The organism is Streptomyces sp. NBC_00377 (genome assembly GCF_036075115.1).
Lineage (GTDB): Bacteria > Actinomycetota > Actinomycetes > Streptomycetales > Streptomycetaceae > Streptomyces.
Genome location: NZ_CP107958.1, coordinates 1,875,209 through 1,900,706, shown reverse-complemented (window position 1 = coordinate 1,900,706; position 25,498 = coordinate 1,875,209). Strand labels below are relative to the sequence as shown.

Sequence of the window (25,498 nt, the reverse complement as noted above, 5' to 3'; positions counted from 1 at the left end):
TCAGCTCCTTCTGTCCATGCCCGGCTCGGGCGGGATACGCCGGGGCGGGCGGCCGGGGCGGTGGTGGGTGGTCATGCCGCCTCACCCAGCTCCACTGAGATGGCCGCGAGCGCCTCCAGACGGCGTTCCAGGCTGGGGTGGGTGGAGAACATGGTGGCCAGCGCCGTGCCGGGCCCGAGCGCGGGGGTGAAGAAGAACGCGTTGAACGCCTGGGCGGTGCGCAGATCCTGGGTGGGAATGCGGGCGATGTCGCCGCTGACCTTGGTCAGCGCCGACGCCAGTACCGAGGGTTTCCCGGTGAGCATGGCCGCGGCGCGGTCGGCGGCCAGTTCGCGGTAGCGGGACAGGGCCCGGATGAGCAGGAAGCTGAGGGCGTAGACGAGCGCGGACACCGCCATGACGATGGCGAGCAGGGCGGCGGTGTTCTGGTCGCGGTTGCGTCCGCCGAACAGCTGGGAGTAGAAGGCGAAGCGGACGATGAGCCCGGCGATCACGCCCAGGAACGAGGCGATGGTGATCACCGCGACGTCGCGGTGTGCGACATGGGAGAGCTCGTGGGCGAGGACGCCTTCAAGTTCATCGGTCTCCAGGCGGCGCAGTAGCCCGGTGGTCACGCAGACGACGGCGTGGTCGGCGTTGCGGCCGGTGGCGAACGCGTTGGGCAGGTCCATCTCGGAGATGGCCACCCGGGGTTTGGGCATGTCCGCGGTGGCGCAGAGCCGGTCGATGACCCCGTGCAGCTCGGGCTGTTCCTCGCGGCTGACGAGGCGGCCGTGCATGGCGTACAGGGCGATCCGGTCGGAGAACCAGAACTGCGCGACGAGCAGGGCGGCGGCGATGACGACCACCAGGACGACGGACTTGAGCAGCACGATCAGCGCGGCGATGAACGCCACGTACAACAGCCCGAGCAGGAACATCGTGACCGCCATGCGGGCGGTCAGCTGCCGGTCGGGCTCGAAACGGCTGCGCATCGTCATCACCCCGGGATCAGGCCCTCGTCGGAGAGCAGTTCGCGCACCTGCGTGAGGCTGGTGTCCGCGTCGGGCAGCACCAGATCGGACGGTGTGATCCTTTCGTCCGGCAGTGGTGTGCCGAGGCTGCGTACGGCGTCCAGCAGGGCTGACAGGGCGGCGGTGAACGCGGTCTCGTCGTCCGCGTCGGCGGCCGACTGCAGCGCCGCGTCCAGCTCGTTGAGCCGGTCCAGGTGCTCTTCGGTGATCTCGTACTGGCCCTCGCCGAGAATCCGCATGATCATGACGTCGCCTCCTGGTCCGGCGGTGCCTGCCTGGCCCCGCCGCCCTCCACGGCCGGCGGGGTGGAAGCCGCCGGGAGCTGCGCCTTCATCATGGCCAGTTCCTTGTCCACGTCGCCGCCTGCGGTGACGCGTTCGAGTTCGGCCTGGATGTCGTCACGGCCGGCTGGCAGGGTGGCGTCCTCCAGCGCGCCGGAGGCGATCAGCTCGTCCAGTGCGCCGGCGCGGGCCTGCAGCTGCTCGGTCTTGTCCTGGGCACGCTGCATGGCCAAGCCGACATCGCCCATCTCCTCACCGATGCCGGTGACGGCCTCGGTGATACGGGTCTGCGCCTCGGCCGCGGTGTAAGTGGCCTTGATCGTCTCCTTGCGGGTACGGAACGAGTCGACCTTCGCCTGCAGGCGCTGCGTGGCGAGGGTGAGCTTCTCCTCCTGGTCCTGCAGCGACGCCTGCTGGGTCTGCAGGTCGGTGATCTGGGAGGACACGGCTGTGCGCCGGGTCAGGGCTTCGCGGGCGAGATCCTCGCGCCCGGCGGCGAGTGCCTGCTGGGCCTGTCCCTCCAGCTTGCCGCCGGACTGCTGCAACTGGCTGATCTGCAAGTCGAGGCGTTTGCGGCTGGTGGCCACATCGGCCACGCCGCGCCGCACCTTCTGCAACATCTGGAGCTGCTGCTCGTAGGAGTAGTCCAGGACCTCGCGGGGGTCCTCGGCCTTGTCCAGGGCCTTGTTCGCCTTGATCCGGAACAGGGCGGCGATGCGGTGAGCGATGCTGCTCATTAAGGCCGCCTCCTCTCGAGGGGTGAGGAATCAGCCAGGCCACTCGGCGGACACCTTCAGACTCCGGCCCGGTGGTCCGGGCCGCAACCGCGATCCCTGGTGCTCCCGGCCATCCTCGCCCCGCGATACCCAGCGGGGTAGGGACCGGCCGGCCCCCACTCGGGGCCGGTCGGGCCCTGTACCGGGTCCGCACCCCACGAGCAGGCTCGACGAAGCCACCCGCGTTCTGCAGATCCCCGACGTCGCCGCTCTGCATGCGCTCACCCACGCCAGTGGGCGTTGCACGAGAGGTGGCACTGGCGCAGGCTGCTTGATGATGAAGGGAGTCCTTCGATGACCCAGCACCCGCCCACTGCGCAGGTCGACCGTCCGGTTGTCGGCTCGTACCCGACCTACAACGGCGCCCAACGCGCCGTCGACTTCCTGTCCGACAACAGATTTCCGGTGGAACGCACCGCGATCATCGGTACCGACCTGCGCACGGTCGAGACCGTCCTCGGCCGTCTCACCCGCGGCCGGGCCGCCCTGGCGGGGGCAGGCACTGGCGCCTGGTTCGGGCTGCTGGTCGGGTTGCTGCTGTCGGTGTTCGCCGCCGGCAACCACCACGTCTTGGTCCTGATGCTAAGCGGGCTGGCCTACGGCGCCGTCTTCGGCGCGGTCTTCGGCTTCGCCGGTCATGCCCTCAGCGGTGGCCACCGCGACTTCTCCTCCCGCAGCCAGATCGTGGCCGCCCGTTACGACGTGGTCGCCGACGCCGAGGTCGCCGAGGAGGCCAAGAACATGCTGATCAAACTCGGCTGGCGCGAAGACTGACCCCCACCGCCCTGGTCGCACTGGGCAGGGCGGCGGACGCTCCATTCTCCTCTGGTGGTTTGTTGGCGCTTTCGCCGGTTCCGTCGGCCGCTGACCGGCTGTGTCCGCCCTGATGAGGACACGCCTGGCGCGGGTGCGGCCCGTGAACGGCACGGATTCACCAGATCAGTCGTGAGCGACGACAGCGACCGGGCATATGGCGTGGTGAATGGCGGCGTGGGCTACTGGACCGATGTCCGGTGCAAGGGCGGGGCGGTCCCGCCGACGGCCCATGACTAGGAGGGTGGATCCTGACGCCACGGTCGCCATGGCCCGTGCGGCGCTGTCGAACATGACTTCATCGATGACCCGCACTCCGGGGAACCTCTCCTGCCATGGGCGCAGGACCGTGCGCAGTTCCTGGCTCACCGCACGCGCGACGGCTTCGGCGGCCTCGGGGCTCGGATACCACAACGCGGAGGCCGGGACCGGCAGACTCCTGCAGTGGACGGCACGGAGTACGGTGCCGCGCCGGGCCGCGGCAGCGAAGGCGAACTCCAGCACCTCTTCACACCGCCGGCGCAGGCTCAGGCCCACAACCACGCTGGTGGCTTCAGCACGGGATGCCTGATCGTTCTGCTGCTCGCCGGCGCGGACCAGAACGACGGGACGGTCGGCTCGTGCCACCACGTGCAGGCCGATGTCGCCGAGGAAGAAGCCCGCGACCGGGCCGATGCCTCGTGAGCCGAGCACCAGCATCGCGCAGGCTTCCCCGGCAGTGAGCAGTGCGTCGGTGGTTTCCTCCGAGATCAGCTCCGTGGTGATGGGCAGACCTGGGTGGAGCTCGCGCAGTTCGCTCTCCGTATCGCGCAGGAGGCGCTGGGCCCAGTGGCGTTGCGTGTTCTTGGAAGGGATGTCCGCCGCCGTGGGCGCGAGCGGCACCGACGCATGGACCAGCCGCAGCGACAGCCCGCGCCGCGCCGCCTCATCTGCCGCCCAGCGCGCGGCGGATCGGCTCTCCGGGGAACCGTCGAGGCCCGCGGTGACGACTGCTTCCATGGCCGGTACCTCCGTGGGGCACGACCTCGGCATGGCGGACAGGCTTCCCGCATCGAACCGAGGCGGCAGGGGGCACGCCCTGGCGCATGGCCAGCCTCCCTGCTCCTTGCCCGACCAGCATCCATCGTCCGGAAATCCTCCGCATTCCCGAGTAGCCCGCGGAAGCACCCGTCGTCCCCGCGTGACGGCATGGCCCACTACTGACCGGGGCGCATACGTGTTGCTGCCTGATGGGACCGGCGGGCCGTCACACGTCGCCGTCGGTACGCGGAGGAGTGATGACCTCAGGGTCTCGGCGGGTCACGGAGCCGGATCCCTCCCGGTACCCACCAGTCTCTAGGGAGACAGCGGCGCTGGTCAGGCAGCCGCGGAGACACTCATGGGTGAGGACCCACCCGCCCGGAGAAGAAGCCCGCGGTCGAGGCGGTACGGCAGCCTCGACCTCCGGAGTGCCGTGGCGCTGGCCGTCACGGTGCTCGTCCTGGTCCTCATCCCAGTGTTCCCTGGGCAGGCCCGGGCGGATGAGGAAGAGAGCCGGGAAGCGCCGGTACTCATCGAGCAGGCCATCGCCCTGACCGCCAACGACGCAGGCGAGGAGCGGGTGGGCGAACGTATCGAAGACGCCCTGGAGGCCCCGGACAAGGAGGGCGTCGACCTTGGTCTCGGCCGTCAGGCTCTCGAAGTCGTGGAGGGTCCGGGGCCGGACGAGACTGCCTTCCCACGGGCGCGCGTCCTCCTGCTGGACGCGCTCGGCGGGAAGCTGCCCTCCTCCCCGCAGAGCGGCCGTTCGCGACGGGAACCGAGACCGGCACGAGCGCGGTGCTGGACGAGTTCCGGCCCGCGCGCGGCATTGCCGACGCCGAATTCCGGCCCGCGCGCGGCATTGCCGACGCCGGGGACACGGTCCTGCTCGGCCTGGCCCTCGCCGCTGTCATCAGCGGGCTGTGGCTCTCGCACAGGATGCGTCCCCCGCACAGGATCCGTGAGCTCCAGCGCCAAGCCGCCCGGCAGAAGGGCAAGAGGCCATGACAGCCGACCAGACATCGCCGAGCGGCGGGCCGCGTCGGTCGTCCAGGCGGCCCGGATCCTGGCCGCGCTCACCGCCCCGTCCCGGCTCCGGCTGTTGCCCAGGCGTGCGGCCGGGGGACAATCGGCCGCAGGATCTCACCACCGGCGCTCCGCCCGACGACTGTCCCGGTCTCACCCGTCGAAGGAGGGGTGACCGTGCCTCATCACGCCGATCATCACGATCATGACGCGACTCACCGCGAGGGTCCCGGTAAGGAGCGCAGTACTGCGGTCTTGGATGTGCGCGGCCTGGCGTGGGCGTCGCAGCAGAGCACCGTCGCGACCGTGTTGGGGCGGCGCCCTGGCGTAATTGAGGTTGAGGTCAACCCGGTCGCGCAGTCGGCGACCGTGGTCTTCGATCCGCGGCGTACGTCGCTGGCCGAGCTGCGCCGCTGGGTGGAGGAATGCGGCTACCACTGCGCGGGCCAGTCGGTACCGTCCCATGTCTGCGATCCGATGGCCGAATCCGATCCCCTCGTCGTTGAGACGGAGGACCGGCACGCGGCTCATGAGAGCCATGCCGCGCCGGTGGCCGCTCCGACCGCGCCCACAGAGCACATCGAGCACGCGGCACCCGAGGCTCCCGCCGAGGCCGAGGGGATGCCGACGCCGCACGAGCTGATGGGGCACGGCGGGCGCGAGGCCATGTCGATGGCAGCGATGGTGGCCGACATGCGCAACCGCTTCCTGGTGGCGCTGTTGTTCTCGATCCCCATCGTCATCTGGTCGCCGATCGGCGAGGACGTCTTCGGCCTGGACGTCCCCGTTCCCTTCGGGCTGCGCCAGGATGTCTGGGCGCTGCTGCTGAGCCTTCCTGTGATCTTCTACGCGTGCTCGATCTTCTTCGACGGCGCCGTACGGGCCCTGCGCCCCCGCACCCTGGACATGATGGTGCTGGTTTCGGTCGCCGTCGGCTCCGGCTGGCTGTACTCCCTGATCATCACGCTCACCGGGGGCGGTGACGTCTTCTACGAGGCGGCCACCGTGCTGGCCTCGTTCGTGCTGCTCGGCCACTGGTTCGAGATGCGCGCCCGGGGCGGCGCCAACGACGCCATCGGCACCCTGCTCGACCTCGCCCCTCCCAAGGCACTCGTCGTACGCGACGGCGAGCCGATCGAGGTGCCCACCACAAAGGTCGTGGCGGGTGATCTGCTGCTGGTCCGCCCCGGAGCCAAGATCGCCGTCGACGGGATCGTGGAGGAGGGTGAGAGCGAGGTCGACGAGTCGATGGTCACCGGGGAGAGCCTTCCGGTACATAAGGCCCCCGGCTCGCAGGTCGTCGGCGCGACGATCAACGCCAACGGCACGTTGCGGGTGCGCGCTACCAAGGTCGGCTCGGACACGGCGGTACGTGAACGGCTCGGAGTCTGCGTACTCCTCGTCCTTCGCCCACTTGTAAAACCCCGCCAGGATCCCCATGTTCTGGTTCCACGTGGACGCCTCGAAGCGGTGCTTGATGGGACCCTGGGCTCGATAGACCTAGTACGCGCTAAACGCTGCTTTCAGGCGACGCCGCGTGTCGAACAAGGCGACCCCGTGCCCGGATATTAACACCAGCCACTCACGCACCGTACGCACGTAGTAGTGCCACGAATTTGGCGATGGGCATCCATTCGCTGGCAGCTCGCAGGCCCAGCAGTTGATCACGGTGGTGGGACGGACGCCGTTGCTGTCTTCGAAGAGGAGGTCGTCGTCGAACAGCAGCGGCATCCCATCCGGGATCGCCGGCCTGAACGCAAGTCCCCAGGACTCTCAGCCTGCTGATGTGTACGTCGATTGGTGCATGGCCGATGAGTATCAATGCAACCTGGCTGAGTGCAACAAGCAAACGAGCAGGTCAGCCGGGGTGTCAGACAGAAAGCAACACCGTCGTTAAGCGGGAACAACCGCCCAGAATGCCCATACGGTCGTGATCAGCGCTGCCGGGTCGGCTGCGGCCGTGGCGGAGAGGTGGCTGTCGCAGGTTGTACGGGAGTGGACCAGCGCGCGTCCATGCACAAGCAGTCGGGCCCGAGCAGTGAGTAAGTGAGCCCATTCCAACTTCAGGCGACAGCCGATCGGCGCTGTGTCACGGGCATCTGGTAGACCCTGGCTATGACGCTTCTGGCGGTGGTCGAGGGTGATGCGGGCGGATGGCGCATCGATCGAGAGGCGCTGACTGACGCGATCCGTGCCCGGTGGTCTGGGGTCGAGATCGACTCGGTGCACCGCAGCGAAGTACGCAGCCTCATATGGCAGTTCGAGACGGAGAACGGCCCAGGTGAGGCGTATCTGCACGAGGACAGTACCTGCCTGTACATGGACGTCTGGGAGGAAGACGCGATCTGGTTGGCGATCGTCTTCCGCAGACTGACACCCGTGGACCTCGACCTGGTGTTCTGCGATGAGGGCTACACCTTCGACGTTCGTCTGCGGGCTGGGACGACGGAGGCCGAATTGACGGTTCTGGTGAATGCTGCGGGTTGATCTCAGCCCGTGGCAGCGAGCTGGAGGACCAGGACGGCTTGGACGAGGCTCGTGATCCGAGTCGTCGAGCAGCGGAGTTTGCGGAGGAGCCGCCAGGACTTGAGGGTGGCGATGGCTTGTTCGACCAGTGCACGGATCTTTGCGTGGGACCGGTTGACGGCCTGCTGGCCGGTGGAGAGGCTGTCCCATCGGCCGCGGTAAGGGAGGCGGACTGTGCCGCCTGCGCCCTGGTAGCCCTTGTCGGCCCAGCAGCTGATGCCGGCCTCGGCGAGGGCGTCGATGATGCCGTGCTCGCGCGCGGCTCGGACGTCGTGGATGGCGCCGGCCAAGGCTGGTGAAGCCCACATCAGACGCCCCTTCGGGTCGGCTATGACCTGCACGTTCATGCCGTGCTTCTTGTGTTTTCCCGAATAGAACGGGCGGTCGGCAGCGATTCGGTCGATGGGCAGGAAGGTCCCGTCCAGGATCACGTACGCCTTCGTCGACGCCGCTCGTGCGGCTTCGGTGAGGGTGGGGGCGAGGGCGGCCAGGAGGTTGACGGCCTCGGTGATGTATCGGTAGGCGGTGGTGGTTGCGATCCCGAATCCGGCCGCGAGCTGGGCGTAGGGCTGGCCGTTGCGCAAGTGGGCGAGGGTGAGCAGGGCCTGTCGGCCTGCGTTCAGGCGCCGCCATCGGGTTCCGAGAGCGCGGCGGTGTTCCCTCAGGCGGGCGGCGAGGAAGCGCAGGGTAGAGCTGGACACGTCGACGCCGGACGGGTAGACAAGCATGCGAAGCCCCTGGTGGAGACGGTTCTCTTGGTCGAAAACCCATCTACCAGGGGCTTCATCTGTCTGTCAGCCCAACTGCCCGGCTGGCACGTGAGGTTGGAAAGGGTTCAGTGTCTGCCGGAAACCTTCAGCTCACGGCAGACGGGAAAGTGCCCCAACGGACTGGAACCTCCTCCGGGATCATGTCAACGTACAACGAACCGGGAAAACGCCTGGTCGGCAAAGGGATGCGGGCATCCGAGCCGAACCGGCAGACGGTCGGCCGTCCCCAGGCCACAGCCCGCGCCACTCGGTCTCGTGAACGAGCGCAGTCCCAAGGAGGTCCACCTGCAGATTCTCTCAGTCCGATCTGCCCGTCTTCACCGCCCCCACCCTCATGGCGCTTGGCGCCGCTAACGCGTGGACCGCCCAGGTGACGGAGGACTATGCCGCTCTGTCTACGGCGCTGTGCTTCTTCGTCTGCGCGGCAGGCATGTTCGGTGAGGGCTTACTACAACGCGGCTACCACTGTGACCGAGAGGTCCACGCGTACATCGTGGTACATCCCGGTCCCATAACTCCCCACATTTCCAGGGCCGTTGGCGCATCGAGCGTGTCGTGGCCCGCAACCTCGACCGCCTCACCGGCGACGGGCTACTGGTGCTTGTCACCCATGGCGTGACCCCCGCCCTCCGCTTGTACCGCCTGGCCGAGGCGGAGAAAGGGATGAAGGCAGGTTCCCGTAGTGCAGGGTGCGATGCCTAGCAGACGATCCCCGGTTACCGAAACCGGGGATCGTGTGGAGCATTAATGGTGTTCGTACCCGGCTGTGCTTGGCGGTGGAGCCGTAGCGAATAGTGCCGCCAGTTTGCCTACATCGATCGGTAGACGTGGCGTTGTGAAGTTATGTCCGCCTATTCGAGGAGAGTGAGTATTCTGCCCGATCCCATCAAGAAACTTCCGCCGAACTCGAAGGGGAAGGTTCGATACCGGTTTGTTGTCGACGCAGGAATCGACCCCGAAACCGGGAAGCGCAAGCAATTGAGGCGCACCTTCGACTCGTTGAAGGAAGCTAGGGCTGAGTACGCGAACATAACTAACCGGCGGCATGATGGGTCACTTGTGCCGCCCAACAGGATCACCGTGAATGAGTGGCTCGACCGATGGCTGGCCATGAAAGCGGAGGACCTCGAAGAAACCACCATCTACAACTACACGATTACCCTGGAACGAGTTCGAGGGAGGCTCGGCAATATCCGTCTCCAGGACCTTACTGAAGAGCACGTGGAAGAGTGGAGGGACTGGGCGCTGGCGCATGGCCGCGTGCGTGGTAAAAGGGCCGGGACGCCACTCAGTGTCACGAGTGTGGATATGAGCCTCGCTAGGCTGAAGGAAGCACTGGGGAGAGCCGTTACCCGGCGGTTGGTGTACGTCAATGTCGCTGCGCACGTGACCATTCCCCGGAGAGCGCGCAAGGAAGAGCGGAAGACTAAAGAGGAGGTGCCGCCCTGGAACGTCCAGGAGGTTCAGAAATTCATCCATGGAATCAAGGGTGAGCGTCTCTATGCTGCGCTTCTTCTTTCGCTGATGGGGCTTCGTCCAGCTGAAGTCTGCGGCCTCCGGTGGGAAGACGTTGACTTGGAGAACGCCACGATCGTCATTGCCAACACGCGCACGATGATGGGCAACCGGTACGTGGTGGAGAAGGACACCAAGTCTCTTGCGGGTGAGCGGGATCTGCCGCTGCCGGCGCTGGTGCTGGGAGCCCTCAAGGCATTCCGGGCTCTCCAAGCCGAGGAGAGGCTCGCTCTGGGGGAGGCGTACACGGTGTCGGGCTACGTGCTGGCGCATGAGGGGGGCGACGCCTTCACGATCAAGCAACTTCGCCGACGCGCGTACCGGCTTATGGAGTTGCTAGGGCTCCGTCGAGTCAGGCTCTACGACGCACGCTCGTCGTGCTTCACCTTCCTCGCCAACAACGGCGTCCCGGACCACATCCTCGCGCGATGGGCCGGACATACGAACGTAAAGACGACCAAGCGGTGGTACGTCAAGCCGGATGTAGAAGATCTTCGCGGAGCCGCCACCACTTGGGATGGCCTCCACGGGGGTGCGGCAGAGGGGCAAGAGTGAGCCACCCGGACTATGAGCCGAGCGACTTGCGCGCCGTATGGCCTGCAGGATTGGGGCGAGGTGCTTCGGAGTCCGCTTGCTGGCTTTGGATTCGTGGCTGTAACTGAGAGCGTCCGGCTACGGCCAAGCCTTCTACCAAGCGTTCACCGTGTGGTGATTAAGCTGCTGTTGGGCGGGATTTCGGAATGTTTCCAGGTGGATCACGCCGAGCCTCGTTCGTGCCACCACACTTGATGCTGCTTCCTGAACCGCCTGGAGGCCGTGATCAAAGAGGAATGCGTTGCTCGTAGCGGCTGAAGGAGGGCACGCGCCCGGAGGGCCTCCTGTCGACACCGCCACGAGTACATGCCGGAGAATGTATACCTGGGTTCTGGTCGGCAGGACCGGAGCGAGGCAAGGCCCGCTACGCCCACCCCGGCGATGTGACATCTCGTGACAGATGAGAGGCTCAGACGGGTGAGCGAGACACCACCGAACACCCTGCAATACCGCTTTGACGGGCCAGAAGACGCGCCGGTCCTGATCTTGGGACCCTCCCTGGGTACCACATGGCACATGTGGGACCGTCAGGTTCCCGAGCTCGCCATGCAGTGGCGGGTGTTCCGGTTCGACCTTCCCGGGCACGGCGGCGCCCCCGCCTATCCGGCGGGTTCGGTCTCCGACCTCGCCGGGCGGCTGCTCGCCACCCTCGACGCGCTCGGCGTGCAGCGCTTCGGCTACGCGGGCTGCGCGTTCGGCGGCGCGGTCGGCGTGGAGCTGGCGCTGCGGCACCCGGAGCGTGTCGCCTCGCTCGCCCTGATCGCGGCGTCGCCGCGGTTCGGGACCGCCGACGAGTTCCGGCAGCGCGGCGTCATCGTCCGCACGAACGGCCTCGACCCGATCGCCCGCAGCTCGCCCGACCGCTGGTTCACCAGCGGCTTCGCGGCCGCGCAGCCCGCGATCACCGAGTGGGCCGTGCAGATGGTGCGCACCACGGATCCCGGCTGCTACATAGCCGCCTGTGAAGCGCTCGCCGCGTTCGACGTGCGGGCCGAGATCGGGCTGATCGGTGTGCCGACGCTCGTCCTCGTCGGCTCGGACGACCAGGTCACCGGCCCCGCCGAGGCGCGCACCCTGGTGGCCGGCATCCCGGACGCCCGGCTGGCCGTCGTGCCGGGCGCCTCGCACCTGGTCCCGGTGGAGCAGCCCGCGGCCGTCACCGACCTGCTGGTCCGCCACTTCTCCACCGCCTGGCAGCCCGCCTACGACTCCGCCACCGGACAGACGGCGGTCCCGGGCATCCCCGTCAGAGCGGTCGTGGCGGCGCCCCAGCAGCCGTTGCAGCCGCTGGCCATCGCGGAGATCGCGCCCGCGCCGGTCCTCGAACCGGTACAGGTCATGGGCCGTCCCGATCCCTACGACGCCGGTCTGAAGGTGCGCCGGGAGGTCCTCGGGGACGCCCACGTGGACCGGGCGCTGTCGCAGGCCGACGACTTCTCCGGCGACTTCCAGGAGTTCGTCACCCGCTACGCCTGGGGCGAGATCTGGGACCGGCCCGGACTCGACCGGCGGGCCCGTTCCTGCGTGACGCTCACCGCGCTGGTCGCCGGGGGGCACCTGGAGGAGCTCGCCTTCCACGTCCGCGCCGCACTGCGCAACGGTCTCACCCCCGATGAGATCAAGGAGGTGCTGCTGCAGGCGGCCGTGTACTGCGGTGTGCCCGCGGCGAACAGCGCGTTCAAGGTGGCCCAGCAGGTCATCCGCGAGGAGACCACGCCCACCGAGTGAGCCCTCACCGGCCGGGGACGCCCGGCCGGGTGGGCCCCGTTGCGGACGCGGGGGCAGGATGGACCCCATGACGGCTCTGACACTCACCAAGAAGGCGCACGCGTGCGTGCGCCTGGAGAAGGACGGGCGCACGCTCGTTCTCGACCCCGGCGCGTTCAGCGAGGCGGACGCCGCGCTCGGCGCGGACGCGATCCTGGTCACGCACGAGCACCCCGACCACTTCGACGGGAACCGCCTGCGGGCCGCCCTGGAGGCCGACCCGGCCACGGAGCTCTGGACCCTGAGGTCCGTCGCGGAGAAGCTCTCCGCCGCGTTCCCGGGCCGTGTGCACACAGTCGGCCACGGCGACACGTTCACCGCCGCCGGCTTCGACGTCCAGGTCCACGGCGAGCTGCACGCGGTCATCCACCCCGACCTCCCGCGCGTCACCAACGTCGGCTTCCTCGTCGACGGGGGCCGTGTCTTCCACCCCGGTGACGCGCTCACCGTCCCCGGGCACCCGGTGGAGACCCTGCTGGCCCCGGTCCAGGCTCCCTGGAACAAGATCTCCGAGGTCATCGAGTACGTCCGCGAGGTCCGGCCGCAGCGCGTCTACGACATCCACGACGCCCTCCTCACCGACCTCGCCCGCCCGATCTACGACACCCACCTGGGCAACCTCGGCGGCGCCGAGCACGGCCGGCTGGCGCCGGGAGCGTCCGCCCGGCTGTGAGGGTCGCGTTGTCGGACCCTCCGGGTAGGTTGTGAGACATGCGTATCGCGACCTGGAACGTGAACTCGATCACCGCCCGCCTGCCGAGGCTCCTCGCCTGGCTGGAGAGCAGTGGCACCGACGTGCTCTGCCTCCAGGAGGCCAAGGTCGCCGAGGCGCAGTTCCCGCTCGAGCAGCTGCGCGAGCTGGGCTACGAGGCGGCGGTGCACGCCACGGGCCGGTGGAACGGCGTGGCGGTCCTCTCCCGCGTCGGCCTGGAGGACGTCGTCAAGGGCCTGCCCGGCGATCCCGGCTACGAGGGCGCGCAGGAGCCCCGCGCCGTCTCGGCGACCTGTGGCCCGGTCCGCGTCTGGTCGGTGTACGTGCCGAACGGCCGCGAGGTCGACCACCCGCACTACGCCTACAAGCTCCAGTGGTTCGAGGCCCTCAAGGCGGCCGTCGCGGGCGACGCGGCGGGCGGCCGCCCGTTCGCGGTCCTGGGCGACTACAACGTGGCGCCGACCGACGACGACGTCCACGACCCGGCGGCCTTCGAGGGCTCCACCCATGTCACCCCGGCCGAGCGCGCCGCCCTGGCGTCCCTGCGCGAGGCCGGTCTGTCGGACGTCGTCCCGCGCCCGCTGAAGTACGACCACCCCTTCACGTACTGGGACTACCGCCAGCTCTGCTTCCCCAAGAACCGGGGCATGCGCATCGACCTGGTGTACGGCAACGCGCCGTTCGCCGCAGCGGTGAAGGACGCCTATGTGGACCGCGAGGAGCGCAAGGGCAAGGGCGCTTCCGACCATGCTCCGGTCGTCGTCGACCTCGAGGTGTAGCGGGCAGGGCCCGTCCGCAGACGTGCCCTGCCCGACCGGAACGGCCGTCCGGTCGTCAGCCGGTGCCCGCGCGCCTGTGGTGTGCACGCCGGTGTGAATGTCACGCTGGGCTTATGAACATCCCTTTCCTGGGCAACAGGAGCAAGAAGTACCGTGCGGCGGTGCTGGCCGAGGAGGACTCGGAGGGGATCGCCCAACTCCTCTCCGAATGCGAGCTGTTGCGTTCTCACGCCGCTCGGGCCGGGGTCGGACTCGACGACACGGCCGCGTCGCTGGAGGCGCTGGACCAGCTTCCGCCGCGCTGGCGCGAGGACGAGGAGACCCTGCCCTGGTTCGGTCACGACGCGGGGCTCTACCTGGGCACGGTCGTCGTGCGCACGGTCCCCGGTGCGGTGTGGGCGGTCTGGCCCGAGGGCGAGCCGGTCGTCCGGCTGGCGTCCGGCCGGGAGGTCGACGTGGTCACCGCCGGCCGCGACTGGGCCGCGACCGGCACGCCCGAACTGTCCCAGCTCTACGCCGAGGTGGCCGAGAACTGAGACCGGCGACCGAAGCCGCAACCGGGGCAGGGACCTGGAGCGGGCGTAAATACGGCTAATGACGCGAGGGTGCGTGTCGTCCCCGGATGCTTTCCCTGTCCGGATAGTTTGCGGCGACCACGACACGGCTGAGAGTGAGTAGGGCTGCGCATGGCCGTCGATCCGTTGATCGAGCTGCGTGACGTCAACAAGTACTTCGGGGAGCTGCATGTCCTTCAGGACATCGATCTCACCGTCGGCAGGGGGGAGGTGGTCGTGGTGATCGGCCCCTCGGGGTCGGGGAAGTCGACACTGTGCCGCGTGATCAACCGCCTGGAGCCCATCCGGTCGGGCTCGATCACGCTCGACGGACAGCCGCTGCCCGAGGAGGGAAAGACGCTGGCGGGACTGCGTTCCGAGGTCGGGATGGTCTTCCAGTCCTTCAACCTCTTCGCCCACAAGACGGTGCTCCAGAACATCTCGCTGGGCCAGGTGAAGGTCCGCAGACGCAAGAAGGACGAGGCCGACCGGCGCTCCCGCGAACTGCTCGACCGCGTGGGCCTCGCCGATCAGGCCGACAAGTTCCCGGCGCAGCTCTCCGGGGGCCAGCAGCAGCGCGTGGCCATCGCCCGCGCCCTCGCCATGGATCCCAAGGCGCTCCTGTTCGACGAGCCCACCTCCGCCCTGGATCCCGAGATGATCACCGAGGTCCTCGAGGTCATGCAGCAGCTCGCCCAGGAGGGCATGACGATGGTCGTGGTCACCCACGAGATGGGTTTCGCGCGCTCGGCCGCCAACCGGGTCGTCTTCATGGCCGACGGCCGCATCGTCGAGGACCGCACGCCCGAGGAGTTCTTCACCGCCCCGCGCAGCGACCGCGCCAAGGACTTCCTCTCCAAGATCCTCAAGCACTGACCGACGGCGCCGGCCCGCGGAGCCCCACCGCTTCGGCGACGGCCGGAGATCACTGTTCGCGCAGCGGAACCGACACGTACGACGGGTCGTCCGCCGGTGAGGAGAAGGTCAGCCGTGCGCCGGACGGGTTGTGCTCGATGTAAAGCGGGTCGACCGTGTCGACCACCAGGGCGAGCCGGTGCCCCGCGGGGACGTCGTAGGCCGTGGAGAACAGATCCAGGTCGAGACCGAACGGCTTGCCGGGCGTGCGTGCGTGGAAGGTGTACGGAGCGTGGGCGACCAGCTTGCCGATGCCGAGCGGCCCCACGTCGTACAGGTAGGCGACGAGGGTGCCGCTCTCGTCGGTCGGGGTGACGGTGGTGTGCAGCTTCGCCGTTCCGCGCACCCGCTGTGCGGTGGCGTACTTGGCGGACTGCCACACGGCGGCCCAGCGGCGGGGGAGGAGCGGGACGGCCGCCACCGGGGGCATCCTGGCCACCTGGTCGAGGATGCTGGACAGGAAGACGATCCCGCCGTCCGCGCCCGAGTCCACGCCGGTGTGGATCGAGGTGGAGCCCGCGAGGTCGAACCCGGTGCGGTTCGCGTTCACCGACTTCCAGTCCGGGTAGCCCTCGTAGCCGCTGGTGGAACGGGACTTGAGCCGGACGGGCTGCTCGCGGTCGACGCCGTTGTCCTCGCCCTTGAGGTAGTGGTCGAACCAGCGCCCGGTGTCGGTCCACACGTCGTTGGGCAGCCCGAACAGCCCGGTGAGTTCGGCGGTCGCATGGTCGCCGGGGCGGAACTCCAGCCGCTTGGGGCCGGTCAGCTTCTCGTAGAGGGCGGCCGACTGGTTGGGCGGGAAGATCGTGTCTCCCCAGGAGCCGGCGAGCATGATGGCCGCCCCGTTCTTGTTGAGCTGGTCCAGGAACGTAGCGGGGGAACGTTTCTTCCCCCAGGCGAGGATGTCCTTCTCCTTCGACAGGTCGGAGGAGTAGAAGGCCGAGAACACCCGCCGGGACTCGGGGCTCTGACGGCCGACCACCGTGCCCACGGTGTCGAGGACGGCGGCGGCCTGGACGTGCTGGGTACGGCCGGAGTAGATCGAGTCGATCAGGTCGCCCCAGCCGCTGAGGGAGGCGACGGCCTTGACCCGTGGGTCGTGGGCCGCGGCCAGCAGGCTGATCCCGGCGCCGTAGGAGACGCCCGCCATGCCGATGTGCTCCGGGTCGCTGGGGGTGTGGGCGAGCGCCCAGTCCACGACCTCGGCGGCGTCGGCGACGTCGTGCGGCCCGGCCACGTCGATGTCGCCGCCGGACTGCCAGAAGCCGCGCACGTTGTAACCGACCACCACGTAACCGGCGTCGGCGAGCCGCTGCGCCTGCACGAGGTACTCGACCTGCGGGAAGCCCCAGCTGGTCGGCAGCACGATCAGCGGGTGGCGGCGGGTGCCGTCGGCCGGGGTGACCACGTTGGCCTTGAGGACCGTGCCGCCGTCCCCGGCGATGTCGACGTACCGCACGCTCCCCGCGGCGGCCTGCGCGGCGGGGGCGAGGTCCAGTGCTCCGCCGGCGGCCAGGGTCGCGCAGACGGCGCCCACGGCGGTCGTACGAAGGGCCATGCGGTGCGGTCGTCCCACGGGTCACTCCTCGAGCCTGTCTGCGCCATCGCAAAGTGACCCGACGGTAACCTTCCTGTCCCACTGAGGGTAACCTTCGGTAAGTTACGTGGGAGTAACGATTGTCGCGGGCGGCAGCGGAGCCTGCGCCGCCCGGGTCACGTCCTCGACCAGTTCGACCACATCGGGGCCGTACGCCTGGGAGTTGATCACCTTCAGCAGCAGGACGAAGGAGCCGTTCCCGTGTTTGCGGGCCAGCCGCTCGTGGTTGCGGACGAGATAGCGGGTGGCGGCCTGGTTGTTGATCGCACGCTGGCCGCAGAACAGGAACACCGGCCGTCCGCCGCGTCGTTGACCGGCCGTGAGACGGGCCAGCAGGACGTACTCGGTGACGCCCGGGTCCATGCGGAAGTGCTCGTCGCCGATCTGGAACGCCAGCCGGTCGGGGCCCGGTTCGTGGTCGGTGTTCACGCGCACCCCCGGCAGCATGGCCTGGATGTGAGCGGCCATCCGCCGGTTCGACCCCGGGCCGCCGACGCAGAACTCCGTACGCTCCCCGAAACCCTGCCGGGCCGCGTCCTGGGTGACGACCTCGGCCCCCGCGCCGCAGTCCTTGATGAGCGCGGCGAGTTCCAGCAACGCGAACACGTCGTGGCGGTGCACCGCGAGATCGGCGCTGCCCGCGTCGCGGTTGACCACGAGCAGGCACTCCGAGTTCTCGGGCAGCCCGAAGAACGCCTGCTTGCGCCGGAGTCTGCGCTTCCACAGGTAGGTGCGGGTCAGCCAGCCCAGCGCGGCACTGATGCCGGCCGCCACCACGCCCAGCACGATGTTGCGCACGTCGTCGTTCATGGGCGCGCATGCTAGCGGGCGAGCGCGACCGGAGCGTACCCGTGTTCGAGGTGTGGCGTTCGTATGACAGTGCCCGGAAGGAGGCTGTCGGGGCCCCCTGAATCTGGTTACGCTGCGCGGACTGTCCCGGACTGGAGGTACGGATGCGTCGCCCTGTCGCGCGGAAACTGTCGGTCCTGGCCGTCTCGGCCGCCGTGGTCACGGTGGGGGCCGCCGCGCCACCCGCCGCCGGGAGGGCCCCTGTTGGGAAGGCACCGGTCGCCGTCGGGTACGGCGGTGCCGTCGCCAGCGTCGACGCGGACGCCTCCGCGGCCGGTATCGAGGTGCTGCGCAAGGGGGGCAACGCCGTCGACGCGGCCGTCGCGACGGCCGCCGCCCTCGGAGTCACCGAGCCCTACTCCTCCGGCATCGGCGGAGGCGGCTACTTCGTCTACTACGACGCCAGATCCCGTACGGTGCACACCATCGACGGGCGCGAGACCGCCCCGCTGACGGCGGACTCCGGTCTCTTCCTGGAGAACGGCAAGCCGCTCGCCTTCGCCGATGCCGTGAGCAGCGGTCTGGCGGTCGGCACGCCCGGGACACCCGCCACGTGGGCGACCGCGCTGAAGGAGTGGGGCAGCGAAAAGCTCGGCACGGTCCTGAAGCCCGCCCAGCGCATCGCGCGCGACGGATTCACCGTCGACGAGACCTTCCGCACCCAGACCGCCGCCAACGAGACCCGTTTCCGCTACTTCCCGGACACCGCCGAGCTGTTCCTGCCCGGCGGCCGGCTCCCCGTCGTCGGCTCGACGTTCAAGAACCCCGACCTCGCCCGCACCTACGAGGAACTGGCCCGCAAGGGCGTCGGCGCGATCTACCGGGGCGACCTCGGCGAGGACATCGTCGCCACGGTCAACAAGCCGCCGGTGGACCCGGGTTCGGGATGGAACGCCCGGCCGGGCGCGCTGTCGGGCAAGGATCTCGCGGCCTACCGCGCCAAGCTCCAGGCGCCCACGAGGACCTCGTACCGCGGCCTGGGCGTCTACTCCATCGCGCCCTCCTCCTCGGGCGGGACGACGGTCGGCGAAGCCCTCAACATCCTGGAGAGGACCGACCTCTCGAAGGCGAGCGACGTCCAGTACCTGCACCACTACCTCGAAGCCAGCCGCATCGCGTTCGCCGACCGCGGGCGCTGGGTCGGCGACCCCGCCTTCGAGGACGTGCCCACCCGGCAGCTGCTGTCGCAGAAGTACGCCGACTCACGCGCGTGCCTCATCAAGGACGACGCCGTCCTCACCAGCCCGGTCGCGCCGGGCGACCCGCGTCACCCGGCCGCCTGCGGCACGGGCGGCACGGCGGCTCCGACGACCTACGAGGGCGAGAACACCACGCACCTGACCGTCGCCGACAAGTGGGGCAACGTCGTCTCCTACACGCTCACCATCGAGCAGACCGGCGGCAGCGGCATCACCGTGCCCGGCCGCGGCTTCCTGCTCAACAACGAACTGACGGACTTCTCCTTCGCCCCCGCCAACCCGGCCGTCCACGACCCCAACCTGCCCGGCCCGGGCAAGCGGCCGCGCTCGTCGATCTCGCCGACGATCGTGCTCGACGGTCACAACAAGCCCGTGGTGGCGCTGGGTTCGCCCGGCGGCGCGACCATCATCACCACCGTGCTCCAGACCCTGACCGGGTTCCTCGACCGCGGTCTGCCGCTCGTCGACGCGATCGCCGCGCCGCGAGCGAGCCAGCGCAACGCCGCTCAGACGGAGTTGGAGCCCGCGCTCTACAACGACACCACCCCCGAGGGGCTCCGCGCCCGACTGGAGGCCATCGGGCACTCCTTCAAGCTCAACCCCGAGATCGGCGCCGCCACGGGCGTGCAGCGGCTGCCGAACGGCAAGTGGCTGGCCGCCGCCGAGACCGTGCGGCGCGGCGGCGGCTCGGCACAGGTGGTGCACCCGGCGGCGTGACGCACTGACGCCCGCAGCAGCAAGGGCACTTGGGCGGCGTCAGAGTTCGGGGGCGGGTGGTTCGCCGGTACGCGTACGGAACGCGAGCCGCCCGTCCTCGACGTCCACCGTCACCCGGTCGCCCTCCTCGAGCCGCCCGTCGAGCAGCAGCCGGGACAGCTGGTTTTCGACCTCGCGCTGGATGGTCCGACGCAGCGGGCGGGCCCCGTACTCGGGCTGGTAACCGCGCTCGGCGAGCCAGCCCGTGGCGGCCTCGGTGAACTCGACCGAGATGCCCTGCGCCTGCGTCAGGCGACGCGTCCTCGCCAGCAACATGTCGGTGATCCGGCGCAGTTGCTCTCCGGTGAGCTGCCGGAACACGACGATCTCGTCGATCCGGTTGAGGAACTCCGGCCGGAAGTGCTCACGCAGCGGCCGCAGGATCTGCTCGCGCCGCGCCTCCTCGTCGGCGTCCGCGCCTCCCGAGCCGAAACCGATGCCGGCGCCACGCCGGGTGATCGCCTCCGAACCCAGGTTGCTGGTCATCACGATGACCGTGTTGGTGAAGTCGACCGTGCGGCCCTGGGAGTCGGTGAGCCGGCCGTCGTCGAGGACCTGGAGCAGGATGTTGAAGACGTCCGGGTGCGCCTTCTCCACCTCGTCGAGCAGGAGCAGGGAGTACGGGTGCCTGCGCACGACCTCCGTCAGCTGCCCGGCCTCCTCGTGGCCGACGTAGCCGGGCGGGGCGCCGACCAGCCTGCTGACCGTGTGCCGCTCCTGGTACTCGCTCATGTCGAGCCGGACCATGCGCTCCTCGCTGCCGAACAGCGACTCCGCCAGGGCGCGCGCCAGTTCGGTCTTGCCGACGCCGGTCGGACCGAGGAACAGGAAGCTGCCGATCGGCCGGTCCGGACTGGCGAGCCCGGCACGCGAACGCAGCACCGCGTCCGCGACGACCCGTACGGCCTCCTCCTGACCGACCACCCGCTCGTGCAGGTGCTCCTCCAGGGCGAGCAGACGGTCCTTCTCCTCCTGGGTGAGGCTGGCGACCGGGATGCCGGTCTGCCGGGACACCACCTCGGCGATCGCCTCCGCGGTGACCTCCAGATGCCGGCCCTCGTCCGAGGTGTTCTCGCCGCTGGCGTCCGCGATGCGCTGCTTCAACTCGGTGATGCGGTCCCGCAGCCGGGTGGCCTGCTCGTAACTCTCGTCCGCGACCGCCTGGTCCTTGTCACGGGCCAGCTCCTCGGCCTCGCGTTCCATGGCCCGTACGTCCGTGCCCTTCGTGCGGGCGCCGAGCCGCACCCGCGCGCCGCTCTGGTCGATCAGGTCGATCGCCTTGTCGGGCAGGCGCCGGTCGGTGAGGTAGCGGTCGGACAGCTCCACGGCCGCGACCAGCGCCTCGTCGGTGTAACGGACCTGATGGTGGGCCTCGTAGCGGTCGCGCAGCCCGCGCAGGATCTCCAGCGCGTCCGCGACGGACGGCTCGGGGACGAGGATCGGCTGGAAACGGCGGGCCAGCGCCGCGTCCTTCTCGATCCGCCGGTACTCCTCCAGCGTCGTCGCGCCCACGATGTGCAGTTCGCCGCGGGCCAGGGCCGGCTTGAGGATGTTGCCGGCGTCCATGGACCCGCCCTCGCCCCCGCCGCCCGCGCCGACGACGGTGTGCAGTTCGTCGATGAAGACGATCAGCTGGTCGGAGTGCGCCCGTATCTCGTCGACGATGTTGGTCAGGCGTTCCTCGAAGTCGCCGCGGTAGCGGGTGCCCGCGACCACGCCCGTCAGGTCCAGGGAGACCACGCGCCGGGCGACGAGGACGTCCGGCACGTCCCCGTCCGCGATCCGCTGGGCCAGCCCCTCCACGATGGCGGTCTTGCCGACGCCGGCGTCGCCGATCAGCACCGGGTTGTTCTTGCCGCGCCGGGAGAGCACCTCGATGGTCTGCTCGATCTCGTCGTCACGCCCGATCACCGGGTCGATGCGGCCCTGGCGGGCCAGTTCCGTGAGATCGCTGCCGTACTTGTCCAGGGTGGGGGTGCCGGTGGGCCGCTGCCGGTCGCCGGTGCGGACCGTCTGCGCGGCCTCCGGCGGCTCGGGCGGCAGGCTCGAGGCGGCGAAGCGGGCCGCGTTGAGGATGTGGCCGGCCGCGGAGTCCGGGTTCGCGGCGAGGGCGCTGAGCACGTGCTCCGGGCCGATGTACCCCGCGCCGCGGGAGCGGGCCAGGTCGTGCGCGTCCAGCAGGGCGCGTTTGGCGGCCGGGGTCAGGGAGAGCGACGTCGGCGGTGGCGCCTCGCCCGGCGGGTGCTGGACGGGACCCGACCGCTCGTCGATCTCCGTCGCGAGGGCGTCCGGGTCGGCCCCGGCCCGGCTGAGCAGACCACGCGTCGGCTCCGCGGTGAGGGCCGCGCGCAGCAGGTGCTCGGTGTCCAGGTCACGGCTGCCGTGCTCGGCGGCGTACTGGGCCGCGTCGCGCACGAGGTCCCTCGCCGGCCGGCTGAGGAGTTGGCCGATGTTGATCTGACGGGGGCCGGGGCGAGGTCCGCCGAAGAAGCGGGCCAGGAACTCGCCGAAGGGGTCGCCGTAGCCCTCCGGGCCGGTGAAACCGCTGGTCATGGCGTTCCGTTCGATCGACGGGCGATGCCGGTGCCGGTGCCGGGTGCCCTCGGCTGGGGGCGATTACACCCACCTTCGCACGATCGTCCACCGTGGGCATGCGCAGCGACGGCCACGGGTCCGGGGCCGCGCCGCCCCTCGCCGGACACCCGCGTCCTCACGCAGTCGCCGTCCGGCGGGCCCGGGCCATGCGGCCCTCTCGCCGCCGGTGTGGTGGCCGGGCACCGGTTGAGGTGGAGCCCGGCCGTCGGCATTGCTCGTGACGAGGGGGAGCCGCTGTTCGACGCGGTCCCGCATCCTTCGGCGCGGTCGCACCGGCGGGGTGGAGGAGCCCGGCTCAGGCGGCCCGGCGCCCGTCGGAGTCGCTCGCACCCCCGCTCGGTTGGGCCGTGGCGAGGGGTGACCGTGGGGGAGCCCGCCGGGCGGTCCGGCCGCGCACGGCGCGCCGGGACGGTCCTACCGTCGCTCGGTGAGGATCCTGGGGCCTGCCTCGGTGATCGCCACGGTGTGTTCCACGTGGGCCGCCCTCGAGCCGTCGTTCGTCCGCAGGGTCCAGCCGTCGGGCGCCTCGTGATAGCCGTCCCCGCCGCCGGCGATCAGCATCGGTTCGATCGCGAGGGCCATACCGGGGCGCAGCGGGTAGCCGCGCCCGGGGCGGCCCTCGTTGGGGACCCCCGGGTCCTCGTGCATGTGGCGGCCGATTCCGTGGCCCCCGAAGCCGTCCGGGATGCCGTAGCCCGCGGTCCGGCACACGGTGCCGATCGCGTGCGCGATGTCGCCGATGCGGTTGCCGACGACCGCCGCCTCGATGCCGGCCGCGAGGGCGCGCTCGGCGGTCTCGATCAGCCGGACGTCCGCCGCACGCGGCGTGCCCACGGTGAAGCTGATCGCGGAGTCGCCGACCCAGCCGTTCAGCGCGGCGCCGAAGTCCATCGAGACGAGGTCGCCGTCGCGCAGCCGGTAGCCGGTGGGGATGCCGTGCACGATGGCGTCGTTCACGGAGGCGCAGAGCACCGCGGGGAAGGGCGTCATGGCGAAGGACGGGCGGTAGCCGAGGAAAGGCGACGTCGCCCCCGCCGCCCTCAGTACGTCGTGGGCCAGCTCGTCCAGCTCCAGCAGGGATACGCCCACGTCGGCGGCGTCGCGCACGGCTGTCAGCGCCCGGGCGACCACCTGCCCCGCCTCGTACATGGCCTCGATCGACGTGTCCGTCTTCAGTTCCACCATGCCAATTACTATACCGGTATTAGAATGGGTGCATGGTGCGCACCCCCTTGACCCCGGAAGAGCGAGAACGCGGCGAGCGGCTCGGCCGGCTGCTGCGCGAGGCCCGCGGCGGCCACAGCATGACCGCGATCGCGGCGAGCGCCGGCATCTCCGCCGAGACCCTCCGCAAGATCGAGACCGGCCGCGCGCCGACCCCGGCGTTCTTCACCGTCGCCGCGCTCGCCCGCGTGCTCGGCCTGTCGATGGACGAGTTGGCGGGGCTGTGCGTGCCCGCCCCCGCGTGACACCCTGGGGGCGCTGTCCGCGCATGGTCCGGATCACGCGGAACCCGCCGTCGCGTCAGCTTCGCAAAGCGGCCGTAGCCGCGCTGTAACACGGCTGGTGTTTTCTACGAACCGGAAGTTTCCGGTCTGGGCGGGAGTCGAGCGATGGCTGTGGATCAACTCCCGGGTGAGGTGCGGGAGTTCGCAAGCTACCTGAACAGACTGCTGTCGCGCCTCGACCAGGGCGCCGGCTGGTGCGGGGTGTTCTGGCAGCGCGATCCCGAGGGTATGCAAGCATGCCTCGAGGGGCGCGAGATGCCGCCCTGGGACGTGGTGGAGGCGGTGCTCCAGGACCTCGCCGCCGAGTACGGAACCGCGGTCGCCGCACAGCAGGCCGCACAGGTGCGGCCCTTGCACGCCGCCGCACTCGCCGCCCATGACGCCCGGCCCGGCGGCCGCGACGCGCTCGGGGACCGGCTCGACGTGATGCTCCGTGAACAGCGCTACGCCGCCGAACGGTTGGCCGAGCTGAGCCGCCGGCTCCCGGCCGCGGACACCCAGGAGCAGACCGACGCCATCCGTCTCGACCTGGCCTGGGCCCACGACGACCACCAGCGGGCCACCGCCCGGTGTGCCGAACTCCGCCACCGGATGGCGGAGTCGGACCGGCTCCCGGCCACCGGCCCCACCCGGGCGCACACCCCGCACACCGCCCCGAGCCCGGCCTCCGGCCCCACCGGGCGCCCCGCGGCGGACCCCGCACACGAGGCCCCGGCCGCTTACGGCACGGCCGGGCGGGCGGCCCGCCCCGCGGCGGGGGCGTACGAAGCTTCCGACGGGTACGGCACGGCCGAGCCGACGGCCCGCCCCACGGTCGGCGCACACGAAGCATCGGCCGCTTACGGCACCGCAGAACCCACGGCCCACCCCGCGGCGGGGGCGTACGAAGCTTCCGACGGGTACGGCACCGCCGAGCCCGCGGCCCGGTCCACGGTCGACGCGCACGCAGTTTTCGACGGGTACGGCACCGCCGCATCCGCGGCCCGCCCCGCGGCGGGGGCGCACGCGGTGTCGGGCGGGGACGGGGCCGCCGAGTCCGCCGGCGGTCGCGGTGATGACAGGCATGAGGCCGGGGTACCGGGGGCCGGCGCCTCCGGGCCCGGGTCGGTGGGGGACGCCGGCGACGTCCCCGCCCCGGCCGCCGTCCCCAAGCAGCGCAAGCGCCGACGGGGCAGCGCCCGCTTCGCCGGTCTGGCCGAGGACGAGGACACCGCCGCCGTCGCCGTGCCGCCCGACGGCCGGCCCGCGGCTCCCGTGCCCGCCCCGACCGCGCGCCGCACCCCGCGCGGCGCGCGCTTCGCCGGGGCCGCCGCCGGAAAGGGCGAGCGGCGCTCCGAGCCGCAGCGCGAGCCGCAGCGCGAGCCGCTGGACGGGGCGGCCCGGCGCGAGACCGTCGAGACGGTGGAGCGGCTGGTGCGGCTGCGCGGCGAAGGCCGCAGCGGCGAGGCGCACGCCCTGCTCGTCGAGCTCGCGTACTGGCCGGCCGCCCGCATCCCGCTGCTCGCGGCCGAACTCCAGCGCGCCGGGCTCACCGCCGACTGGACCACCCTGCTCTGGGAGGCCGCCTCCCTCCCCGCCGACCGGCTCGTCGCCGCGGCCGACGCGCTGGTCGCGGTGGGGCGCACGGCCGACGGCGAACAGATCCTGCGCCAGGGCGTCGCCCGGCCGGCCGGCGAGATAGGACAGGCCGTCCTCGGCCTGGTCGAGGCGGGCCGACTGCGCGAGGTCCGCGCACTGCTCGACGCCTACGTCCGGGTCCGCACCCCCGAGGAGGCGGTCCGCAGCGTTGCCCCGGCCCCGCAGACCCTCGTCCCGCTGCTGCTGGCGGCGGCCAAGACCGTCTCCGAGGAGCGTCACTGGGACCTGGTGCACGCCCTGAGGGTCGCCGGCTTCACCGCCTGACCCGGGTCGCCTCCCTTACGCCGTACGCCCC

The 25,498-nt window shown here is 70.3% G+C and carries 22 protein-coding genes; 13 read left to right on the top strand and 9 right to left on the bottom strand.

The window, feature by feature from the left end; genetic code table 11:
* Positions 1-71 precede the first annotated feature (71 nt).
* The 3 genes from htpX to OHS71_RS08360 are packed head-to-tail and all read right to left on the bottom strand — an operon-like array spanning position 72 to position 2,031.
* Positions 72-974 (bottom strand): zinc metalloprotease HtpX, encoded by a 903-nt coding sequence (htpX, locus tag OHS71_RS08370; protein ID WP_328478391.1) that lies wholly within the window; start codon positions 972-974, stop codon positions 72-74.
* A 5-nt stretch (positions 975-979) separates the two neighbouring features.
* On the bottom strand, positions 980-1,258 hold the full coding sequence (gene pspAA, locus OHS71_RS08365; protein WP_328478389.1) for a PspA-associated protein PspAA: 279 nt from the start codon (positions 1,256-1,258) through the stop codon (positions 980-982).
* Complete coding sequence (locus OHS71_RS08360; RefSeq protein ID WP_328478386.1) at positions 1,255-2,031, bottom strand: PspA/IM30 family protein; 777 nt, start codon at positions 2,029-2,031, stop codon at positions 1,255-1,257. The genes pspAA and OHS71_RS08360 overlap by 4 nt, the downstream gene beginning before the upstream one ends.
* Positions 2,032-2,364: 333 nt before the next feature.
* On the opposite strand from OHS71_RS08360, the gene OHS71_RS08355 reads away from it, so the two are divergent.
* Positions 2,365-2,844, top strand: coding sequence for a general stress protein (locus tag OHS71_RS08355; RefSeq protein ID WP_328478384.1), 480 nt, complete (start codon positions 2,365-2,367; stop codon positions 2,842-2,844).
* A gap of 165 nt (positions 2,845-3,009) precedes the next feature.
* Here OHS71_RS08355 and OHS71_RS08350 read toward each other — a convergent pair whose 3' ends face one another.
* The gene (locus OHS71_RS08350) at positions 3,010-3,882 is read right to left on the bottom strand and encodes a universal stress protein (protein ID WP_328478382.1); all 873 of its coding nucleotides are present in this window, start codon (positions 3,880-3,882) and stop codon (positions 3,010-3,012) included.
* An 819-nt stretch (positions 3,883-4,701) separates the two neighbouring features.
* Between OHS71_RS08350 and OHS71_RS08345 the strand changes: the two genes are divergently transcribed.
* The 3 genes from OHS71_RS08345 (at position 4,702) to OHS71_RS08335 (ending at position 7,416) form a co-directional block, all read left to right on the top strand.
* Positions 4,702-4,911 (top strand): hypothetical protein, encoded by a 210-nt coding sequence (locus OHS71_RS08345; protein WP_328478380.1) that lies wholly within the window; start codon positions 4,702-4,704, stop codon positions 4,909-4,911.
* A gap of 195 nt (positions 4,912-5,106) precedes the next feature.
* On the top strand, positions 5,107-6,501 hold the full coding sequence (locus tag OHS71_RS08340; RefSeq protein ID WP_328478378.1) for a heavy metal translocating P-type ATPase: 1,395 nt from the start codon (positions 5,107-5,109) through the stop codon (positions 6,499-6,501).
* A gap of 543 nt (positions 6,502-7,044) precedes the next feature.
* Entirely contained in the window at positions 7,045-7,416 is a 372-nt protein-coding gene (locus OHS71_RS08335) for a hypothetical protein (protein ID WP_328478376.1), read from the top strand.
* 2 nt (positions 7,417-7,418) lie between these two features.
* Here OHS71_RS08335 and OHS71_RS08330 read toward each other — a convergent pair whose 3' ends face one another.
* Positions 7,419-8,183, bottom strand: a complete 765-nt coding sequence (locus OHS71_RS08330; protein WP_328478374.1) for an IS5 family transposase — start codon at positions 8,181-8,183, stop codon at positions 7,419-7,421.
* A gap of 906 nt (positions 8,184-9,089) precedes the next feature.
* Between OHS71_RS08330 and OHS71_RS08325 the strand changes: the two genes are divergently transcribed.
* The 6 genes from OHS71_RS08325 (at position 9,090) to OHS71_RS08300 (ending at position 15,022) form a co-directional block, all read left to right on the top strand.
* Positions 9,090-10,295 carry a tyrosine-type recombinase/integrase gene (locus tag OHS71_RS08325; RefSeq protein ID WP_328478372.1) on the top strand — a complete coding sequence of 402 codons (1,206 nt, stop codon included), beginning with the start codon at positions 9,090-9,092 and terminating at the stop codon, positions 10,293-10,295.
* Between the two features lie 456 nt (positions 10,296-10,751).
* Positions 10,752-12,062 carry a bifunctional 3-oxoadipate enol-lactonase/4-carboxymuconolactone decarboxylase PcaDC gene (gene pcaDC, locus OHS71_RS08320; protein ID WP_328478370.1) on the top strand — a complete coding sequence of 437 codons (1,311 nt, stop codon included), beginning with the start codon at positions 10,752-10,754 and terminating at the stop codon, positions 12,060-12,062.
* A gap of 76 nt (positions 12,063-12,138) precedes the next feature.
* The gene (locus OHS71_RS08315) at positions 12,139-12,774 is read left to right on the top strand and encodes an MBL fold metallo-hydrolase (RefSeq protein ID WP_328484441.1); all 636 of its coding nucleotides are present in this window, start codon (positions 12,139-12,141) and stop codon (positions 12,772-12,774) included.
* A gap of 38 nt (positions 12,775-12,812) precedes the next feature.
* Positions 12,813-13,592 (top strand): exodeoxyribonuclease III, encoded by a 780-nt coding sequence (locus tag OHS71_RS08310; protein WP_328478368.1) that lies wholly within the window; start codon positions 12,813-12,815, stop codon positions 13,590-13,592.
* A gap of 113 nt (positions 13,593-13,705) precedes the next feature.
* Complete coding sequence (locus OHS71_RS08305) at positions 13,706-14,128, top strand: DUF6278 family protein (protein WP_328478366.1); 423 nt, start codon at positions 13,706-13,708, stop codon at positions 14,126-14,128.
* Between the two features lie 150 nt (positions 14,129-14,278).
* Entirely contained in the window at positions 14,279-15,022 is a 744-nt protein-coding gene (locus OHS71_RS08300; protein ID WP_328478364.1) for an amino acid ABC transporter ATP-binding protein, read from the top strand.
* A 49-nt stretch (positions 15,023-15,071) separates the two neighbouring features.
* Here the strand turns inward: OHS71_RS08300 and OHS71_RS08295 are convergent, their stop codons facing one another.
* Both OHS71_RS08295 and OHS71_RS08290 read right to left on the bottom strand, forming a co-directional pair.
* A complete protein-coding gene (locus OHS71_RS08295; protein ID WP_328484440.1) occupies positions 15,072-16,619 on the bottom strand; it encodes an alpha/beta fold hydrolase in 1,548 nt (515 codons plus the stop codon).
* A gap of 102 nt (positions 16,620-16,721) precedes the next feature.
* Complete coding sequence (locus OHS71_RS08290) at positions 16,722-17,468, bottom strand: hypothetical protein (protein ID WP_328478362.1); 747 nt, start codon at positions 17,466-17,468, stop codon at positions 16,722-16,724.
* A gap of 143 nt (positions 17,469-17,611) precedes the next feature.
* On the opposite strand from OHS71_RS08290, the gene ggt reads away from it, so the two are divergent.
* A complete protein-coding gene (ggt, locus tag OHS71_RS08285) occupies positions 17,612-19,423 on the top strand; it encodes a gamma-glutamyltransferase (protein ID WP_328478360.1) in 1,812 nt (603 codons plus the stop codon).
* Between the two features lie 39 nt (positions 19,424-19,462).
* Here ggt and OHS71_RS08280 read toward each other — a convergent pair whose 3' ends face one another.
* Both OHS71_RS08280 and map read right to left on the bottom strand, forming a co-directional pair.
* Complete coding sequence (locus OHS71_RS08280) at positions 19,463-22,015, bottom strand: ATP-dependent Clp protease ATP-binding subunit (protein WP_328478358.1); 2,553 nt, start codon at positions 22,013-22,015, stop codon at positions 19,463-19,465.
* Positions 22,016-22,471: 456 nt separating this feature from the next.
* Positions 22,472-23,242: a type I methionyl aminopeptidase gene (gene map / locus OHS71_RS08275; protein WP_328478356.1), complete on the bottom strand. Its 771-nt coding sequence runs from the start codon at positions 23,240-23,242 to the stop codon at positions 22,472-22,474.
* 32 nt (positions 23,243-23,274) lie between these two features.
* On the opposite strand from map, the gene OHS71_RS08270 reads away from it, so the two are divergent.
* The gene (locus tag OHS71_RS08270) at positions 23,275-23,526 is read left to right on the top strand and encodes a helix-turn-helix domain-containing protein (protein ID WP_328478354.1); all 252 of its coding nucleotides are present in this window, start codon (positions 23,275-23,277) and stop codon (positions 23,524-23,526) included.
* 144 nt (positions 23,527-23,670) lie between these two features.
* Positions 23,671-25,467, top strand: a complete 1,797-nt coding sequence (locus OHS71_RS08265) for a hypothetical protein (RefSeq protein ID WP_328478352.1) — start codon at positions 23,671-23,673, stop codon at positions 25,465-25,467.
* Positions 25,468-25,498 lie beyond the last annotated feature (31 nt).

Excerpts from the sequence above, each read along its gene's own strand:
- OHS71_RS08270 (WP_328478354.1), top strand. The coding sequence starts at position 23,275 with ATGGTGCGCACCCCCTTGACCCCGGAAGAGCGAGAACGCGGCGAGCGG.
- OHS71_RS08295 (WP_328484440.1), bottom strand. The coding sequence starts at position 16,619 with ATGGCCCTTCGTACGACCGCCGTGGGCGCCGTCTGCGCGACCCTGGCC.
- OHS71_RS08300 (WP_328478364.1), top strand. The coding sequence starts at position 14,279 with ATGGCCGTCGATCCGTTGATCGAGCTGCGTGACGTCAACAAGTACTTC.
- htpX (WP_328478391.1), bottom strand. The coding sequence starts at position 974 with ATGCGCAGCCGTTTCGAGCCCGACCGGCAGCTGACCGCCCGCATGGCG.
- OHS71_RS08355 (WP_328478384.1), top strand. The coding sequence starts at position 2,365 with ATGACCCAGCACCCGCCCACTGCGCAGGTCGACCGTCCGGTTGTCGGC.
- OHS71_RS08265 (WP_328478352.1), top strand. The coding sequence starts at position 23,671 with ATGGCTGTGGATCAACTCCCGGGTGAGGTGCGGGAGTTCGCAAGCTAC.
- OHS71_RS08305 (WP_328478366.1), top strand. The coding sequence starts at position 13,706 with ATGAACATCCCTTTCCTGGGCAACAGGAGCAAGAAGTACCGTGCGGCG.
- OHS71_RS08310 (WP_328478368.1), top strand. The coding sequence starts at position 12,813 with ATGCGTATCGCGACCTGGAACGTGAACTCGATCACCGCCCGCCTGCCG.
- OHS71_RS08280 (WP_328478358.1), bottom strand. The coding sequence starts at position 22,015 with ATGACCAGCGGTTTCACCGGCCCGGAGGGCTACGGCGACCCCTTCGGC.
- OHS71_RS08330 (WP_328478374.1), bottom strand. The coding sequence starts at position 8,183 with ATGCTTGTCTACCCGTCCGGCGTCGACGTGTCCAGCTCTACCCTGCGC.
- OHS71_RS08290 (WP_328478362.1), bottom strand. The coding sequence starts at position 17,468 with ATGAACGACGACGTGCGCAACATCGTGCTGGGCGTGGTGGCGGCCGGC.
- pspAA (WP_328478389.1), bottom strand. The coding sequence starts at position 1,258 with ATGATCATGCGGATTCTCGGCGAGGGCCAGTACGAGATCACCGAAGAG.
- OHS71_RS08350 (WP_328478382.1), bottom strand. The coding sequence starts at position 3,882 with ATGGAAGCAGTCGTCACCGCGGGCCTCGACGGTTCCCCGGAGAGCCGA.
- OHS71_RS08335 (WP_328478376.1), top strand. The coding sequence starts at position 7,045 with ATGACGCTTCTGGCGGTGGTCGAGGGTGATGCGGGCGGATGGCGCATC.
- ggt (WP_328478360.1), top strand. The coding sequence starts at position 17,612 with ATGCGTCGCCCTGTCGCGCGGAAACTGTCGGTCCTGGCCGTCTCGGCC.
- map (WP_328478356.1), bottom strand. The coding sequence starts at position 23,242 with ATGGTGGAACTGAAGACGGACACGTCGATCGAGGCCATGTACGAGGCG.
- OHS71_RS08360 (WP_328478386.1), bottom strand. The coding sequence starts at position 2,031 with ATGAGCAGCATCGCTCACCGCATCGCCGCCCTGTTCCGGATCAAGGCG.